Origin of the sequence: Alkalimarinus alittae (assembly GCF_026016465.1) — a bacterium.
GTDB lineage: Bacteria > Pseudomonadota > Gammaproteobacteria > Pseudomonadales > Oleiphilaceae > Alkalimarinus > Alkalimarinus alittae.
This window is the reverse complement of record NZ_CP100390.1, coordinates 933,007-951,523: the sequence shown is the minus strand read 5'-3', so window position 1 is coordinate 951,523 and position 18,517 is coordinate 933,007. Positions and strand designations below refer to the sequence as shown.

The window sequence follows — 18,517 nt, the reverse complement described above, 5'->3', positions numbered from 1 at the left end:
AAAAAGAGCTTACAGAGGTAACAACCTCATATTGTAAGCTCTTTTTTTATGTCTTCGTGATTTTTTCGTGATTGATCATTTCTAAGTGAGTTTAAAGTCGGTGTTGCTGAAGTACTTTCATCCGCAATTTTTTCAACTGCTTCTATCAATTCATCAATTTCAGCAATCGAATAATGACTAGTCATATCACCATTATCATGCCCCAAAATATCACTTCTTGTTTCCTTGGGAACTCCAGCAGCTCTTAAACGCCTGCCAGTGGTATGTCGTAAATCGTGAATTCTGACATCAGACAGTCCAACTTTTTTTCTATGGCGCTGCCAAGCCCCTTCATTTAACCCCGCCAATGGTTTACCCTGATAGGTGAACACCCTCTCTTCGTGCTTACCTCTTTGACGATTAATCACTGCCATAGCAGTAGAGTTTAAAACTACTACCCTTTCCTTCCCATTCTTCGTAACCCATTCTGGAAGAATAAACACGGAAGTCTTTAGCTCAGGTATTTGTACCTCCCAGTCCCATTGCAACTGACATACTTCCTGCTCTCTGCATCCTGTATTTACCTTATATAAACAAGCCTCTCTTAAATGCTCAGGCAATTTAGAAAATAACTTGTTCTGTTCACTCCATGAAATCGGTCGTGGCTTACGTTTATCCTTCCAGTCAACATTTGAGATCTTAGGAATCGTTTCTAGCCAGGTAAGCCCTTGTTGATCCCGCCATTCGTTCACACACAGATTTAGAATAATTTTCAGCACAGCAAGGCTTCTGTTAACCGTCCCAGACTTAACGCCATCCTTCTTACGAGCTTTGATAAACTTTTCTAGAGTACCGTTATGAATATCCTTTAAATACACGTCACCGATAAACTCATCAAGCTTTATGAGATCATTTGCATCACAACCTATGCTTTTCTTATGGCAATAGTCTTCGAGGTATTTAGTCGCAGCAACCCTAAAAATTCTATCAGGCCGCTCGCCAAAGAGCCTCGCTTTTCTCTGTTGATCTATCAACCTTGCTAGCATCTCTTCGGCTTCTTGTTTTTCGCTCGTGCCGCAGCTTTGGCAAAATCTTTGACCGTTGATGGTTTTGTCGATATGCCAAATGCCTTTGATTTGCCTGAGGCCTGTGGTTCTTCTTTTTTGCATTGGTTATACTCCCATTTCATTTCTGGAGCGCGTCCATACCGCGCTACATAATCATCCAGAACCTTGTCTAATTCAAACCGATCAAATGCTTTACCCTGAACGCCTACCGGGATTTCAGTTAGAAATGGGCGTATATCAGAATTAAAAACACGATCACTCATGCCGCAATATGCGGGTGCATGACCTACCCTAATAATTCGTGGTTGTAACGATAGATTGCTCACAACCCGACCCTCTTCCTAACCTTATAATTTGACATTTCATTGCCTTACTCTTGTTTAACTAACTCTATTTCAACAGATTCGGCAAATGTAAAAGCAGTAAAAGATTGCGTGTTTCGTTATGTTTCAATTAATCGACAAAGAAATATAAAAATATTGAGTGATGATATAGATCGGTGAGTTTATGCAAGAAAAGCGATTACGAATGGAGTGAAAAAAGTAACGATTGTTTACCTAACAGATAATCTGAATTGTTTATATAACTGCCAGCCCAGCTTTCTATCTGCTTGATGACACAGAAAAATACGTATAGCTGAGACCTCTTTATCGGGAGGGGTCTCCAGATAGATTGTTTAAATGGAATTTGACTTATCTAATCAACTGATAGCTTTGGTTTGTATGTAATGATATAGCCAATCAGTTTTATGCCAAACCACAAGAAAGCAATCGGCATTAGGAGCGTCAGCAGAACGAATGAAATTATTAGATCTGTCATGCTGTCAATTGTCTTGTTGGCTTTATTTTTAAGTTTTTCGAGATCAAGTGCATTACTCATACTCTCTTTAAGGTTTTCCAGTTTATTTTTTAATTCATCGTACAAAGAACCTTCCGAGTTGTTTGAATAGTCCTGCGGTGATGTGACTGTTTTTATCTCTCCTGCTGAGATTTTCAGCGATGCTAGAGATTCTGTTTGTTCGTTTTCAATAATGTTTACATATACAGCTTGGTTAAGTAGAAGACTTAACGAGATAAAGAATCTAAAAACTATCAGAAGTAAACAGGCTTTAAATGCAACTATTCGAAAACCCTGTGATGCTAATTTTGGCTTTATACAAATAGCTAAGCAGCTGATTGTAGAAATCACTACTAATAAATTGCTGAGTTTTGTTGATGCAATACTAATCAATATTTGTTGTATGCCCAGTGATGTTATCGCAGCGAGCACGACCAACGAGAAGCGCTCAACCATATCATTAACAGGGTCAAGTAACTCCCCAACGCTTAAAGATGTACCAACACCTGCGGGTGATAATGTTATTTCAGTCCCTTGAGCAACAGATATACCTGCATTTAACGACCTAGCTACACCGTAGGTTATAGCCGCGACTTTTATTTGTTCGGACGCATATTCACTGCCTTTATTATCAATCCAACCTGTCAATGACAACACCACAACTAAAAGAGCAGCAACGGATACTGAAACTTTAAATTTTATAGATCTCATATATTTACCTTAGTAAAACTATGTTTATCACCTATGTCTTAAAAATGCCGAAATAGAAAATTTCTTTCTAGTACCGCTCCGCATGAATATCGACATTAACCCCATTGTGATAAGTCATAAACTTTCCAGCATCATCAAAACGTTCTTAACCTCAAATATTGTTACCACCATAAAGGATAGCTGAGTGTCATCACAACCACCTAATCGGTAAACACTCTCTGCAATAGCCCCTCCTTCCTGGCCATTATCGTTGCCTCTAGTAACAACATTCCTGAGACCATATATGCATCATGTTCACAGCAGTGCAAATCTTTCATTCGCTCGAGAATCATAGTGCTGAGTAATTTACTATCTAGACACCCAGTATATTTGCATCGCGGGCTTCTCTCTTTCCAGATCGCATAAACTTGGCCCATCTCAAGAATATCTGCATCATGAGTAGGCCAGCCGGTATTGTCTATCCAGCTTTCAATTTCTACTTCCCAGCATTCTTTAGTCATTAGTTTTTCCTCCTAACTCTATCTATTAGACGAGCCAGGGTAACAACCTGTTTAATTATGCAACCGTCAATTTCACGAAAAACAAACGCTACAATATTTATTTGTAGGGAATGTAGGCTAAGGCCTAGTCCTTTTGATAGTCGGATTAGCTGGTTCTTGTGCAGGATTACACGCGAGCAGAAGCTTCGAAGAACTGAGGCATCAACCCCAATGTATTTGACAGCAGGTATTGTGAAGTCTACTTTTTGAATGCACACTTGCTGGCACCTCTTTTTAGTTCCAAGTACATTTCGTTTTTTTGGACAATCCAAAGCGCCAGATAATCTCTAACGTTATCCAAGGTAATAATTCCCTGCTTGATATCCTGCAGGTCTTCTTCATCAAATGGCTGTTTCCATAATGACAATCCGCGCATTATTGAGTCTTTAGTTAATCCATACCCGCCTAATATGTTTATCAAATCTTTCTCGTTACTATCGTTTTTAACGTTACCTTCGTTACCGCCCACGGTTGGCGCGGGTTTTAATGGTAACAATTGCGTTTTTGGTAACGTTACCGGTGTTACCTTTCGGTGGTTTCGGGGGGTAAAATCTTTTAAAAATTCTTTTAGAGCGACGACAGACATTATTTACCCCCTCTAATTTTCAATGGTTGGTAAAGGCGTTTATTGCCATCAGTGGTTTTTACTTGATCTGCAGTGTCCTTGCTCCACCAACCTGCAGACACAAGTGCCTGCTTAACTCGCCTCATATCATGGCTTTTTGTGGCTTCCTTCAAACCAGCTACTAAAAATCGGTATTGCCTTTCGCCTCCGGTTTCCTCCCAATATCCCGCCCTTTCTGCGCCGCTTAGCCGGTTATCAGGTGAAGTATCAAAGCTGTTTGCTTTCGGATTAAGGTTTGTAAAACGGGAATCACCATACTTATCGAGATAATCCAAAATCATTTCTTTTATCTGGGTGTCTTCTGCATTGCCAGTGCCCCGCAGCTCTCGCCAAGCATCGAACAAGCTTAAAGCAGCTTCTATTGCGTCACCCTCTTCCCAAGGCAATAGGCCATATTTAATAGCCAATTCACCAGCCAAAGCGACTACAGCAAATCGGTCAGCCCCTCGCCCTTCCTGATTGCTGGTTTCTGCTTCAAAGTATGGTTTAACGGCTTCCAGACCTTCGCCTAGGTCACTTTTTTCTCCCAGTAAGTCGCGAATGAATGCTTTACCAACATGCCCATAGTGGCGGTTACAGGAGGTTTTTAGATAATCAGAAAGTTCGCGCCCATCTTTTGCATCGTGCAGTTCATCAAAAGCGCCATGAGTACCAGTAACAGGGATGTCCAAAAGTCTCACTTGCTGTCCTGCAGTGGATCGTTTACCTGCTTCCCCCATAATGGCATTTAAAGTACGTTCGCCACTCGAGAGCAGAAACAAGCGCCACTTATTCACCTTTCTGGCGTTTCCCTTAACGTTGGCTCTTTGTTTTCCGGTACCATTACCAAGGGAATAAACAATGCCGCCAACTTCCTTGGGGTCTGCCTCTCCGATCTCATCCAACACAAGAATGGTGTCATTCCTAAGTGCGGCTATCCCTTCCAACCCATTACCGGTAGCGCGCCATGTTTTCATAAACTGGTCAGGCTGGCCCCAAACGGAACAAGCCACATTTAGCGCCGTGGTTTTGCCGCATGATGAATCACCAACAAAGTGAACCCCGCCGTTAGTTTTATGCAGTAGGTGGAGTAATGGCCCCGCCAGGGACGCACAAACGGCAAATTGTAAGATAGGATTTTCTCTGCATCGTTTGCCTATTTCATTTTGCCAACCGTCAAAGCTGCCATTGTTGGCATAGTCGCCTAGTGCGGCTTGTTCTGATTGAAACACCACATCAACATCACCAAACAAGCAATCAGGCATCACAAAAACGCGGCCCTTCTCGGTTTCCTTCCATCCTGTCTGGTTGACTGCTAATACCCGTCTTTTGGGGTGTTCGCTGAATAGGTAATCCATTAAGCGGTTTCTGTTTCGCTGGCAATACTCCACGCCCATATTAAGCAATTCCCCTCGGCCTTCTTCAAAGCTTCCGCTTAACATACGCATAGGCATTGCCCATTCCTTTAGTTGGCCGTAGGGGTCTTTAATCACCAGCAAGCGCCCAAACTCTGCGCCGGTGCCATCTGAGGTAATGGCCTCCACTGATAGGTAAGTACACAGCCAGGTATCAATTAATATTTGGTTGTCCCCTTCACCCTCAACACTGTGATACCAAACACCGCTCTTTCTAGCATCGCCGTTTAAGTCTTTTACCCACTCAGGATAACAACGCCAGCAAGGGCGATCCTCTAAAGTCGGCCATTCAGTAACATTGGTATCGTTACTGTTATGGCTTTCGTTACCACCGGAAAACCCGTCTTTGCTGGCTGGTAACGTAGGTAACGTTGGTAACGCCGTTTTAGAGCAATCTGACTCTGTTACTGCAGATGTTAGGGCTCTCAATACGCTTTCTTTGCTCATACCGCTACCCCCTGATTTAGCATGTCCAACCAATCAATACCTTTTGCCCCTTCTGGTATAGCGCCATCTGGAAGGCATACAACTGCTTTTCGTCCTTCCCTTTGTAATCGCTTTTGCAGCTCAATAGCGGCCTTCTCGCCGGTCTCGGTAGCGTCCAGATCAGCCATGATAAACACCTCTGCTACCATGCCCGGTAATTTAACGGTTTTCATGCCATAAGCGGTGACGGTCGCCCATACGGGTAGATCAGGTTTAGCCACTCTTACCGCCAAGGCTGTTTCTATTCCTTCGGCAATCGCTAACCGAGATCCTGCAGGATAGAGTTTTATTGCTGCGCCTTTCATAGCGCCGGGGTAGATGGAAGGCATTAGTTTTTTTGCATGTTCAACCGGTGCCTTTTGTCCATTGTTGGCAATGTAGGTACGGTGAACATTCACCAATTCACCACTAGAAACAACGGGAGCAACTAACGCCGGGTAAATCGCCTTCTTTGATTCCTCGTTATATTCGAGGCTTTCTACTGCTCCCCAAACCTCCGGCAAATCATCACTCGCTATCAATTCTCCAAGGCCGCGATTGCATAAATAGTCTAACGCTGCGTTTACCTCGGTTATCGGTCTGACCTTAGCAAGCAATGTATTAAGCTGGTGTTTCTTGTAAGGGATTAGCGCCTTTATTCTGGTTTGTTCTTTTGCCTCCTGCTTTTGCCGTTGTTTCTTTAGGTTAATGACCACATCATCAAAACTATTCTGATTGTCGCGGTTAATACCTAAAATACTTTCTATCTGCCTGCTGGCTTCCTTGAAATTACAACCAAGGGCGCGCATTACCCAAGTAATCCCGTTGCCCGCTCCACACTGGTTACAGATAGCCCCGCCGGTTTCTTGATAGTCAGAGAAGAATCTAAACCGGTCTTTACCCCCGCAAATAATGCAAGGCTGGTGCTTAGTGTTGTATTTCAAATCAGGAAACAAAGCCGCGTAAATTGCTTGATAGTTGCCTTTTGCCAGTTCTATGGTGTTCATTACTGGCCCCCTTTGTGTTGACCGGGTAACAACACATAACGCGCGTTTCTGTGTTTATGGCCTTGGGCGTTTTCGCTGGTGTGCCAATGGGTAACTACTCTGTAGTTGACGTCGTGCCGCAATTCCCAAACCCTAGCCGCTGGCAGCATAACGCTATAGTCTTCCCTTAACTGAATAGTGATTGAACCATCGTGGTTAGTAATCAGAGCGTTAATGGTGACTTTTTGTTGTGCTAAAATAACGGTGTTGTAAACACTTTCTTCTGGTGGTGGAGTGGTGCCGCTGCAGTTTCTTTTGGTTTTCATGTTAGGCCACTCCCACCGTTTCAGGAGTGGTAACCCAATTGATACAAAATACGAGAAGTCAGGCTGGCAACCTATACGCTCTGCACCGTCAAATACGATCCCAGAAATAGCATCCGGCAACATAGCGGGAACGAGGCTAGGGACTGGTCGAAGAGCGTCACGAATGGGCTGTGGTGAGTTAATATTAGAATTTGTCATATGTATGGCCTTTATTACGTTATTCGGAAACATACATTCTGAAGATTCGCAACAGCCAAAAAGCTCCATATTTTTGCGAAACTCGCAACCGTAACAACCTTTTGACCGAACAAGCCAGTAATGCCTCCTGTTACCCCTCCCTACAACCCCTACAATGCCTACATATTTAGATGAGCTGCCATGAAAAATTACTCACATTTTTGTTCAGTCAAATGAAATTTTTTCTTGCATTATCTCTCCCACGAATATCATGGACGGGAAATCCATGTGGAGAAAATGAGATGATAAAAATCAATGTTGATGTGGGAGAATGGCTAGAGGAAACTGGATGGCCAACATACGACAGTGATATGGAACAATTGCTGTTTCTATATCATGACTGGATTATGACATCACCCAGAAAGCACAACCCTTTTTATAGTCTTGATGCCGACATTTTAATAGATAAAACCATACGTAGAATGAAACATATTCACCCAAACCCACGAGACGCCGATGTAATATCCTCATTACTAATACTACGAATGGCACAATTGGCTAGATTCGAGGGTGTCATTGCGCCAGAGTTAACGAATTTGATTCATTAGAAATCAAGTTCCTAATCCCAGAAAACGTAATATGCAGCTATGACAAGTGAGACCAGAATCAACATCGGCACGGTATCAATGTCCTCCTCGTCAACCCGCGCTTTGCAGAATGGGCACCATGAACGATATGGCTCCCCGTATCGGAATGAAATTCTCGGAACTATGCGCCGCCCGCAATGACAGCAGATTATTTTATCGTCGGTTTTAGACATCTGAACTCTCCAAAAATTCAGATGATATAGAATTCTGAGGTAATGCAAGACCAGCAAAAGTGTCGCCCGGACAACAGCCTATTGATCAAATAGACTCCGGGCGGACTAGGAGTACCAACCATGAATAGTTAGTGGTGTGCATTCTAACACTCCCAATTCAAATGCAACCCCTATACCAAACTACGTATAACCAGATTCAGTTCGACAAATTTTCTAGCTCCTCAATAATTTCTGCCTGTGCGTTCTCTATTTGTATCATCATCCACAGTACCGCTGCCTCGCGTTCTGCATGACTATTGAGCGTCTCTACACGCTGAAGAAACCCAGCAAAATCGAATGATCCATCCAGAACTGACTCGACACTCCAATCCATTGTAATTTTGAGCAGTTTCGGTGATAGTCCATTTTTGTCAGACAAGGGGTGATTATGAACCTGGGTCATTTTATCTACAATTTTAACTGTAGATGGGAAAACCCGAACGGAAGACGATGATAGTTTTTTTGATTGAAACATTTTATTGATCCTTTTATCTATTTGATTGAATTTCAGGATCAGTTTGCAACAAAATACTAGGGGTTTTTGGTCCTAAAGATTGCGAAAAACGTCATGTTAAAACTTTTAGATAAAATAGATGAGAGATTTAGCCAAATTAATTACTGCTCAAACAATAAAAGCGGCCACCTATACGACTCTCAACACACTCAATCTGAGACACCGTAAACGTTCAAGATTCTTATCAACTGAATAACGAGCGAGAATTTCTCTATCAATTTCAGACTGTGGAAGGCATTCAGAAAATTTCAGCTCCTGGATAAAATCCTCTTCTAAAGAAAGGAGAACACGAATCTCGTCATCTTCCATAATCTCTTTGATTTTACTCACCAATGACTCAACATCATAAACATGAGAAAATGAGATGCATAGATTGTCTGACGAAACATTATCCGCTTCGCCTATTAAAGATTCCGATAACGCCGCATTAAGCAGTTTTCCTGAAAATGTCCACCAATGGACATTACGATCTGAATCAATGAGTAACGTGGAATTACTTGCGTCAACCCAATCAAACTCTTCCTTCAATTCTTCCAATAGCGTTTTTGAGCGTTGCGAAAGGCCTTCAGGGATGTTTTCAGAGGATAAAATCTCAGAAATCGCTTGGCACATTTCATAATGCATGGGTTGACCCGCACTAATCCATTGAGACCTTCCTCGCTGATCGGTAGGTTCAACATAGGCCTTTCTTCGTGGCCAATCAATGTACTTGGTCTGCCAACTACGACCGCCCAAAGTCAGTAATGCAGGCCCTTCTTCCTTCACAGCAAATGTTAACTGGTGAACCTCCCCTAGCTCTTGTTTACCATGAAAAACTTTAACCATTGGCGGACTGGTAAAAACAGAAAACAGCTCCATAAAGTTCTTCTGGCCAAACGATTTTTCCCCGGCACGCCCTATCCCAAGTATTCCTGAGTCAGAATGCAATATGCCCGTCGAAAGCATATAACTAACCAGATACTCCTTCTCTTCTTCTGGGATACCGGAAAACCCAGGCATATTGCCAATCCATTTGCCCACATCCTGTTGAATGATCCCATCTTCCTGCAGCGTCAACGCCAAGACCTGTTGAGCAAAAATATGCATGGGTCTCGGCGGTGGTACGATAGGTTCAACAAACTCTTTTTTCCACAAATGGAGAAGCGCTAAGGCTCTAAGAAATGCATCTTCTTTAGTGGCTAAAAATAAGCAGTTACGTGAACTGCCAGCTCTTCTTCCCGTCCTACCGATACGCTGCAAGAACGATGCGACCGTGAACGGTGAATCTATTTGAATCACCCTATCTAAATCGCCGACATCGATACCCAGCTCTAAAGTCGAGGTTGCTACGATGACACAGTCAGAGCCTTGGGAAAATGCTTCCTCTGCAGAGCGACGTTCTTCCAAGCTTAAACAGCTATGAGAAACATAGGTGGCAACTCCGAGCGCCCGCAACTCCATGGAAAGCTCTTCTACTCGTGAACGACTATCTACAAAAACCAGTCGTTTCTCACCTCGATGCAACCGTGATATGACAAGCGCAGCATTTCTAATTGATCCCACCCAATCGACTTGTATATCAGGGATAACGTTGTTTTCAGCGGGAGGGTTTATAACGCTTCTTCGAGCTTGGCAAGCGCTTGCGAGCCAGTCACATAAAAGATCAGGGTTACCCACGGTTGCAGATAAACCTAGCCGCTGTAACTCTCGACCCGCAATCACACTTATACGTTCTAACACTGAAAGTAAGTGCCACCCTCTATCATCGCCTGCGAAAGCATGCACCTCATCTATAATAACGCTGTTGACGTTGGCAAAAAGGCTTCGTTGATCAATTCTTCCGGAAACCAACATCACTTCAAGTGACTCAGGAGTAGTGAGCAATATGTCAGGAGGCTCTGAAGTGATTTTTGCTTTTCTTGAAGCGCTAATGTCCCCGTGCCACACTTCAACGCGCCGACCAAGCAAATGACCATAATAGCTTAAGCGCTCTTCCAGATTATTAAGTAGTGCTTTGATTGGGCAGATATACAGAACACTTAGACCATTCCAGTTTTCAGATAACATTCTAGAAAATACGGGAAAACTCGCTGCTTCAGTCTTACCGCCTGCTGTAGGTGCCAGCAAAATTGCATGTTCGCCATTTAATACCGGCTGAATGGTAGATTCTTGAAGAGGCCTCAGGCCTGGCCAACCTAGGCTATTAACGATATGGTGCTGTATCGCCGGATGGAGTTTATCAAACTCACTCATAGGTCTAGCTCAATATCATCGACACTACCAGCAGATTTAGAGGCACGTTCCACATCCGTTAATTCTGTATCAGAAATTGTCAGCGCATAATGTTCTCTTGGAAAAAAATCATCAAACTGATCGATACGATCTAACACCTCACCAACAAGCTTTTTCAGAAATATCCTTGGTGCAATACCGACTTTGCCGCCTAAATTACCCGTCACTGCATTTGCTAAATCAGCAATATAGTTGTTATCTGCCAATGTTTCGATTCGCTCTGTTGCTGCAGTATTTTTTGCGTACAAATCCCTAACCTTTGCTCCCACTTCTTCAAGCGATTCACGATTGAATCCTTTCAGTCGGATTTGTACAGCACGAGGATTATCAAACCTCACATCAGTCGCAAAGTCGACCGCCAGCCTCTGGGCCAGTGGCGCTAACCGTTGAACACCCATAGGCCCATCAAAAAACGCAGGTGTCCCGGTAATTACCAAATACAGCCCAGGAAATCGACCGCTATCTACCTCATCCATTAGCTGTCTTAATGCGTTTAAGCTTTTATCTCTAACATCCCCCCGCATACGTTGAAGAGTTTCTACCTCATCAAGTACAAGCAACAAACCGGGATGGCCAGAGTCTTTTAGTATGGTTAAGACGCCCTGTAAAAAACTTAGTGCGCCAAAATGGTCAATATCGCCTTTTATTTTTGCATAGCGTTTTATTGCGGCAGAAATATTGGGTTGTCCTGCCATCCAGGCAAGCAAGCCATCTGCAATTTCATCTTCACCCTCAACCAATGCTTTTCTATAGGCCCTAAGTGTAAGTGCAAATGCAGGGGCTGATCTCACCACTTCACCTAATCGTTTCTCCATTAGTGCATCTGTTGCAGCGACTAAAGAATCAACATCATCAGGATCTATCTCCTCTTGAGATAACACATCTTCTTCTAACGTATAAAACCAGGATTCAACGATATTGCGAAACGCACCGGATGGTGTATCTGGTGTGGTTAACCTCTCCATCAATCGTCTATAAACCGTTTCTAGTCGATGCAAAGGTGTTTCAGTTTCCGAGATTTGCACTTCAGCACAAGCAAAACCCAACTTATGAGCTCGCTCCCGTAGCCAACGTGACGCGAAGGTCTTACCGCTACCGTACTCTCCCCTAATTGCCTTAAATACTGCACCGCCGCGAGCGACTTTACTGAGCTCTTCATCAAAAGCATGTTCAAAAGACTGCAGACCAACCGCCAATGCATCTAGACCATATTGTGGTACCGTGCCACGTCGCAATGCATCGAGAATATCTTGTCGTCGTTGCTGGCTAATACCCATTGCTAGTTATCTCTCAATTATAATTCGAATTGTTTTTTCAGATCAGTCAGATTCAATTTGATGGTTTGTGAGTCTCGCTCTACAGACAGTATAGGGTAACCATCTACATTCAATAGTTTTTGTGCGCCTGCCAAAAATCCTCTCAAACGTATTTTCGGTAAGGATAAATGTCTGAGCACGGCCGCTTCCATTGCCTGTCCATTCTGCTGACTCAGCAATTCTATCAACGCCATTAGTTGCTCATCCTTGACCGCATTGCGTCCTACACGTTGTTTAGCTTGTTGGTAAACAGCTGAAGTAAAAATATCACTAATCCATGGGCTCGTATTAATTTCAGTCGAGACCTTGTCTTGTTCTGGCGGGATACCAAACATATCATCCATGACTTCTGCCGCTGCTTCTGCGTTCTTGATCTTCTTACTTTTTCGAGTATTCTCCGAAGGTTTACTCATTACTGTCGGAGGGTTTTCTTCAACAGCCAGCTCTTCGTACCACCACTCAGGCAGGTTTCTAGCCACAGGAGACCAACCCTCAATAACATCGCTATCAGTGGCACTCACATACACACCAAGCGGGATGACGACTTCTTGGAGACTTCCACCACCGTGATAACCCATATTTTTCGATTTGGTATAGCGAAGACGTTCTGACCAAGGCAGAACGACAGAGTTAGTCTCAGTAACCACTCGTTTGCCTGAAATAGCGACTTCATACTCACTGGGCTGACCGGTCGACAACTGATAACGTTCACCGTTTTCTGTTTGAGCTTGCTGATACACAGAGTCATGATCTAGAACATGACCATGATCACTAGTAAAAATCACGACTCGACCAGCCTCTCTCGCCGCTTCAAGAACCTGCCTTAATAATGGGATGGCGTCCAAGGTCCAAGCAACGGATACCTGAGAACCGCTGGATAAATGGTCATCTACAGCGTTAATCACGGCAGCTAATACCCTGTGCTCTGTACTCGCCAGTTTTGCTCTCACCTCGTTATTCAAAGCCACACTGCGCGTTTGTTGTAAATCTTGTTTATGGAAGAGTGTGGGAGGAAACTTTGTCGATGCGATTTTTTTCAAAGAAGGATGTTCTTTAAACGCGAGTTTTTCATCAACTGCGACGCCTGACGCTAATCGACCAGACAATAAAGAACAACGACTCACTTTGGTAATAGTAGGGAAAGCAGACACCAAGCAACACTCATCCTGGCGACTTTTTTCTCGTATTTCCAGCCAGTGATGCTTTAGAAGATCCTCCGTTAGCTCCCGATATACGGCCTCACTCATGCCATCTAATACCAGCAGTAATACCGGGCTTTGGTCAGCAACGGGGATAACTAATCGGTCAATAGCTTGTTCAACAGGTATAAACCGATCATCTATCGTGTCCCCTCGCGAAAGAGGTGTTAATTGCGAAGAAAACGTTTTATTTTGCTGCTCTCTTCGTTTACCTGCCTCTTCAGAAATCCTTTGATAGACTTGGTTCAGTTTTTCATGCACATCACCGGACCACAGCAGTGACCTACCCCAATCAGAATAGCAGCCCTCACGCATATAGTGATTTATTGAACTTGCCGCATCAATCAACGCATCCTCAGCCGAACTTAACCAACGAACCAATCGCAAAGCCATGCTCGCTCGCCGCAATAGTTCTTTCTTAGCATCTAACTTGGTAAAGCTGTGGTCTTTTATATAAGAAAAGCTGCAATCCGCCTTATGAGTTTCACCGTCATTAAGCGCATCCTCCAGTGATAAAGCAAAACGGTCTAGTCGTTTATTAAGACTCCCGGGTAATACAGGCGATAGCTCAATGGCGTCGATTATGTCTATGCTGGCTAATATCTGTTCCGCTTCACCTAAAGCAATATTTACCGGTTTATAACCTGTCGATGTAACCACTTTGTTAGCAAATAAGCTGGCTTCTAATCCAAGCGTTTGTAACAAACTTTCATTAAAATTACTTCCACCTAAAAATTGGGATTTAAACATTCCTCTGGCAGTATGAAGTGCGGTCAAATCTATTAAAGACGTTTTTTGAATATCTTCGTGATACAACACCGAACAAGCTAGCGCAATTGATAACAAACTTTCATTTTGCTTGCCTAAAAGAATGGTATGAACAAGTTCACTTAATTTGGGTAATCCGAAATTCAACCACACACCAAGATTAAGCTTGATATCCTCTGGCAACGCATTAACAAGAGCTCGCTCGTCATTTTGAATAGACCATTGAAAAAGTGACTGCAAATCCATAACCGGCTCACAGTAGTTTAGGTAGCCTAGCGCTAGTGCTTGCCAAGCACTTTCAGTATCGAGCACCTCACCGAAAGTCATTTGCTGATGGTATTTATCAAACCGATTTAGTAACGCTTCCGCCATCCACCGGCCGTTTTTCTTGGTTAGCCGGGGGTCAACATCTCTAACCTTAATTAACTGCTGCAGGGTTTTCCAGGGACTAATACGCTGAGGCTCATTTTTCCAAATACGGGCTAATACATCTTTAGCAAGATGCACTTCATCAAACTTTGATAACAGTACCAATCGTTCTTTGTTTTTATCTGATTCACGCTGTTTCGTATGCTCAACTAAAGCTTCTCTTATTGCCAGTTCAGATGGGCAGTAAACAAACCGAGTTGCTCTACCATCAATGGTGGCAACCATTTCACGATTGGTTAATTCTTCGGGCCACACAATAGCCACACAGTCGGCTTGTTGATCTTTCAGAAAAATTGCCTGTAGCTGCGTCGTGATTGGCATTGGCGCATGCACAGCAGATGCTTGAGCACTTTGCATTTATTTTAGCTCCCACTGCCGTCTGTTTTAGTAATGGTATAACTTACATCAAGCCTGCAATCTTCCCCTAGGTCCTGTTCTATTTTCGCAAACAAGCTTTTAGCTTGAGCAACATTGAGACCAGACTTTTGCTGTTGAGACACAACTCTACTCCGAGGAGTTCCCTGTATCGGGTTAGGTGCAGCGGGGGGTTCTGTTTTTGGTACTTGAGCTGTAATGATGTTAGTGGCGTCAGTTTGTGCTTGCCTCAGCGCCGGGGCTAACGAAGTGACGAGTTCATCAGCAGCCAAAGCATCGCAAACCTGTTTCTTGATAACTTTGCCATCGTTACCAGAAGATGACCAAACACTCTCTAACAATTGCCAGTTATTGTCTTGAATAGACTGAGTCACACTCGCTGAAGACGACAGACTTTTTGCCAGGGCTGACAAGCTAGTGACTGGCTTAATTTCTGCCAACGCTTTTACTAACTCTGCGCCTTCCTTATCCTTTAATTCCTTAACAAGAGAATGAGCATACTCTGCATTCTGCAAACGTTTACATTGCAAACCTTGACCCAGTCTATTCAGCGCTGTTTTTATTTCAGCGACCAGCTGCTCTGCGTCATGTATTTCACGATTAACTGTATCCAACACATCCTTTTGTAGCGCATTTTGGTGGTTAGCTGTTCTCAGGGCATTTACCGTAATACCAAATACAGCCGCTGCATTATCGATCCCCTGCTTCCAGACTGTGGGCTCTGCTAAATCCTGCTTGATTAATACCAGGTCATCTCGAATATCTTTGATAACGACATCACCGTAATCGCCACCATGATAAGTAAATGCGTATTGTCCATGCTCTGCAAACACCATTATTAGCAGGTTTTGCAGCATATCAGGTAGCCCCTTGGGTGTGGGTTGGTCAATCGCTGCACGAAGCCGCTTAACCGTAACTGGGTCACCAGCAAATTCATCCTTGGCTAATTCTCTAGTGAGGTGCTGAGGCCAGTCTGGCTTAAAGATAAAGTGACGCTCGTGCATCTCTCCCAAATTTAGTGGCTGTGCAATAGAGCGCATTAACGACCTAAGTGGCCCATCAACATCTATGCGGCCGTTGGTTGCATGCATAGCTCTGCGCAACTGCTCAAAGACCTTGCCCAAATCATTCAACCTTACTTCGCTATCAAATTCCGGGTGGTCTGGGTACTGAAAATTCAATGCCTGGCCAAGTAAATTATCAAATGCTTTTCCTAAATTACTGCCAATAGGCAAACGAGGACTAAACCCTGCCTCCAAAGAGTAAATTTGATTTTCCAGGGAACCACTGTCATCTAGCGAACCTGGAATTGGCTCGGCAGCACCATAGGCCCCTGCCAAATAATCTTTAATACGCTGGCGTAATTGACTGCGTTGATTTTCAAGGAGTGTTCTCGCTTGCGCACGATCCACAGGGCTTAGGTGTTTGCTGAAGGAATTAAACCGATCCTCATTTTTTAGCACATATTCCAGGGTGACCAGATTACCTAGATCTCGTTGCGCATTTTGACTCAAGAAATAGGGCAACCAGCATAGGGTTCTGGCAGAATTTCCTGCGGCCTCATAATCCTGGATTCGGGCCTTATCGTCCGCTGGCGAGTGGTTTTCCATATCAAATGGAAAATCAATGATGACCTTCCAATCGTCTCCTCGTGCCTCAAAAGTCGTATTGTCAGAAATCTCACGAATGTTTTGAAACAAAACTTCCACACGCCTGTGTGTGCCATTCCATTGAAATTTGTGCTCAAGGAATAACTGGTTATCATCTTGAATACCAAACGACTCAAACACCATGTCTTTGACGAGTTTTCGTCGTGCCCCTGTATTGTCGTTAATTCTAGCAGGCTCCAAAATACTCTCAGTGTCGACACCAGACAGCTGAATAGCAATGGTCGGGTTTGCATCGTCACTGATCTTAATTTCGCCGACCCTACCTGCCCACTTGCGACATTTTTGTAATACAGTTTGGGTTTCTCGCCCAGGAATGGGTGATTTAATGGTACCGTGATTAAGCGCCGCCAATTTATTTGCGGTAAGCTGTTTAAAACACTCAACCTCGGGTACCAACGCTGACAACAAAAGCGTTTTAATTAAACGCATATCATTACTAAACGCACGTTTAGACGTATCCGTGTCTGACAAATCATTTAAGTTGGCGAAGATGATGTGATGCTCTTCTTCGAGTAAGGGGATTAGCTTACGCTCAAAAAGGTTTTTGGCATTATCGAAATGGATGCGCATCGCTTCAGAGAACGGCTCAGCTTCGGACCCGATCACATCATACAAATCCCCCACGGGGATACAACTGCCTAGTTCCAGGGTTTCGCGCTGATCAACCAACAACATCAGCATCACTTTTAATGCAGTACGCTCACGTTGCAATGCCGATGAAAGCGCAACCAACGCTTGCACCAGTGCCGGACTAAAAGGATACAAAGACCGGAACATTTCACGGTCTCCTTGATTTGTAAGCAGGATGTTATGCACCTCCTCTCGCATCTTGGTATCCATCGAACTGAATGCCGCGTTTATTTGGTTCTTCGCAGACTCATCGATAGGCTTTAACAAACGTTTCTCTGCGATCACTGGCAGGTTACGATCTTCCAGGGTAATGGTATGGAAGCGTCCTTCCCAATACTTCAAGGAGTCACTTAGAATCTGCTGCTCGGTACCAGTGTATTGGTCCCCTACAAATTCTCTTAAATCACGCTGTCGGGCAATAAAGCTGGCAATGGGCAAGGCTCTTGGCTCACTGGCTTCAACCAGCTTCACCACCTTTTGTATATTACCGGCAATAAACTTTTGATCAGACAAGTGACTTGCCAGCCATAGGATTAATTCATCCAGGAACAACACCACGGCATCGTAACCCAGCGCTTTCGCGTGGTTAGTCATCACCCGCAGGCCTTCATCAAAATCGACATAACCACCGTATTCGGTGTTCGCCATATCCGCCATCGAGCTAAAGAGTGTACCCACTAAATCACTCACCAGGCGAGTTTTGTCTTCATCACCTGATTGGTCGTTTAATACGGCATCAAAACTTATGGCATCCCATCCACTGGCCAGGTCGCCCCACCCATCATCTTCAGCTACTGCGCCAGCGCCTTTATTCAAGGTATTAAAGAAAACCTCATCGCCCATACTTTCTCTGAGCTGCTTGGCATTCTCAAATAAGCGGTGACTCATGTAAAAACCAGGAATGGGCGCTTCAGGGTGCAGTTTTTTGATATGTTTGGCGTATCCACCCAAAATGCCTGACTCAATACTGGCCGCACCGATCATATGGTAAGGCACCAGTAAGATGTTGCTTTTCTGCAGCCAATGGTCGTGTTTGGCAACGGCTGGGGCTAGTTCATTTATTTCTCTGGCTTGGGTATTCCCCTGCAACAATAAATGCAGTACCGCCATAAAGTGCGATTTACCGCTACCAAAGCTGCCGTGTAAATAAGCGCCCTTTTGTCGATTCTGGTTTCCGACAACGGTACTCTTAATAAAGCTCAAGGCATCTTCAAATGACTTCTCAAGTTGGGGCGTCACTACATATTGAGCAAGGGTCTGGGCAATGGCCTCTTCCGCCAAACCGCTGGATAGGTTCAATACAAAATCCCCTCGCTGAACTTTCTCCGGGATATCAATCAGGTCTTTAATCAGTGTCATGTTTTCTTATCCTTATCCCTT

The 18,517-nt window shown here is 43.9% G+C and carries 13 protein-coding genes; 1 reads left to right on the top strand and 12 read right to left on the bottom strand.

Annotation, left to right across the window (positions count from 1 at the left end):
* Positions 1–26: 26 nt before the first annotated feature.
* From NKI27_RS04155 to NKI27_RS04125, 7 genes are all read right to left on the bottom strand, one after another.
* Entirely contained in the window at positions 27–1,148 is a 1,122-nt protein-coding gene (locus NKI27_RS04155; protein ID WP_265048433.1) for a tyrosine-type recombinase/integrase, read from the bottom strand.
* A 594-nt stretch (positions 1,149–1,742) separates the two neighbouring features.
* A complete protein-coding gene (locus NKI27_RS04150; RefSeq protein ID WP_265048432.1) occupies positions 1,743–2,594 on the bottom strand; it encodes a hypothetical protein in 852 nt (283 codons plus the stop codon).
* A 200-nt stretch (positions 2,595–2,794) separates the two neighbouring features.
* The gene (locus tag NKI27_RS04145; protein WP_265048431.1) at positions 2,795–3,094 is read right to left on the bottom strand and encodes a hypothetical protein; all 300 of its coding nucleotides are present in this window, start codon (positions 3,092–3,094) and stop codon (positions 2,795–2,797) included.
* A gap of 238 nt (positions 3,095–3,332) precedes the next feature.
* Positions 3,333–3,719: a hypothetical protein gene (locus NKI27_RS04140; RefSeq protein WP_265048430.1), complete on the bottom strand. Its 387-nt coding sequence runs from the start codon at positions 3,717–3,719 to the stop codon at positions 3,333–3,335.
* Positions 3,719–5,599: a DUF927 domain-containing protein gene (locus NKI27_RS04135; RefSeq protein WP_265048429.1), complete on the bottom strand. Its 1,881-nt coding sequence runs from the start codon at positions 5,597–5,599 to the stop codon at positions 3,719–3,721. The genes NKI27_RS04140 and NKI27_RS04135 overlap by 1 nt, the downstream gene beginning before the upstream one ends.
* On the bottom strand, positions 5,596–6,624 hold the full coding sequence (locus tag NKI27_RS04130) for a toprim domain-containing protein (protein WP_265048428.1): 1,029 nt from the start codon (positions 6,622–6,624) through the stop codon (positions 5,596–5,598). Before NKI27_RS04130 ends, NKI27_RS04135 begins: the two co-directional genes overlap by 4 nt.
* The gene (locus NKI27_RS04125; protein WP_265048427.1) at positions 6,624–7,127 is read right to left on the bottom strand and encodes a helix-turn-helix domain-containing protein; all 504 of its coding nucleotides are present in this window, start codon (positions 7,125–7,127) and stop codon (positions 6,624–6,626) included. The genes NKI27_RS04130 and NKI27_RS04125 overlap by 1 nt, the downstream gene beginning before the upstream one ends.
* A gap of 281 nt (positions 7,128–7,408) precedes the next feature.
* Between NKI27_RS04125 and NKI27_RS04120 the strand changes: the two genes are divergently transcribed.
* Complete coding sequence (locus NKI27_RS04120; protein ID WP_265048426.1) at positions 7,409–7,714, top strand: hypothetical protein; 306 nt, start codon at positions 7,409–7,411, stop codon at positions 7,712–7,714.
* A 408-nt stretch (positions 7,715–8,122) separates the two neighbouring features.
* On the opposite strand, the gene NKI27_RS04115 is transcribed toward NKI27_RS04120, so the two are convergent.
* The 5 genes from NKI27_RS04115 to NKI27_RS04095 all read right to left on the bottom strand — a co-directional run bounded on the left by NKI27_RS04115 (position 8,123) and on the right by NKI27_RS04095 (position 18,496).
* A complete protein-coding gene (locus NKI27_RS04115) occupies positions 8,123–8,440 on the bottom strand; it encodes a hypothetical protein (RefSeq protein ID WP_265048425.1) in 318 nt (105 codons plus the stop codon).
* 168 nt (positions 8,441–8,608) lie between these two features.
* A complete protein-coding gene (locus tag NKI27_RS04110; protein WP_265048424.1) occupies positions 8,609–10,711 on the bottom strand; it encodes a DEAD/DEAH box helicase in 2,103 nt (700 codons plus the stop codon).
* Positions 10,708–12,027 carry a BREX system ATP-binding protein BrxD gene (gene brxD / locus NKI27_RS04105; RefSeq protein ID WP_265048423.1) on the bottom strand — a complete coding sequence of 440 codons (1,320 nt, stop codon included), beginning with the start codon at positions 12,025–12,027 and terminating at the stop codon, positions 10,708–10,710. Before brxD ends, NKI27_RS04110 begins: the two co-directional genes overlap by 4 nt.
* A gap of 17 nt (positions 12,028–12,044) precedes the next feature.
* A complete protein-coding gene (pglZ, locus tag NKI27_RS04100) occupies positions 12,045–14,819 on the bottom strand; it encodes a BREX-2 system phosphatase PglZ (RefSeq protein ID WP_265048422.1) in 2,775 nt (924 codons plus the stop codon).
* A gap of 5 nt (positions 14,820–14,824) precedes the next feature.
* Positions 14,825–18,496 carry a hypothetical protein gene (locus NKI27_RS04095; RefSeq protein ID WP_265048421.1) on the bottom strand — a complete coding sequence of 1,224 codons (3,672 nt, stop codon included), beginning with the start codon at positions 18,494–18,496 and terminating at the stop codon, positions 14,825–14,827.
* Positions 18,497–18,517: the final 21 nt, after the last annotated feature.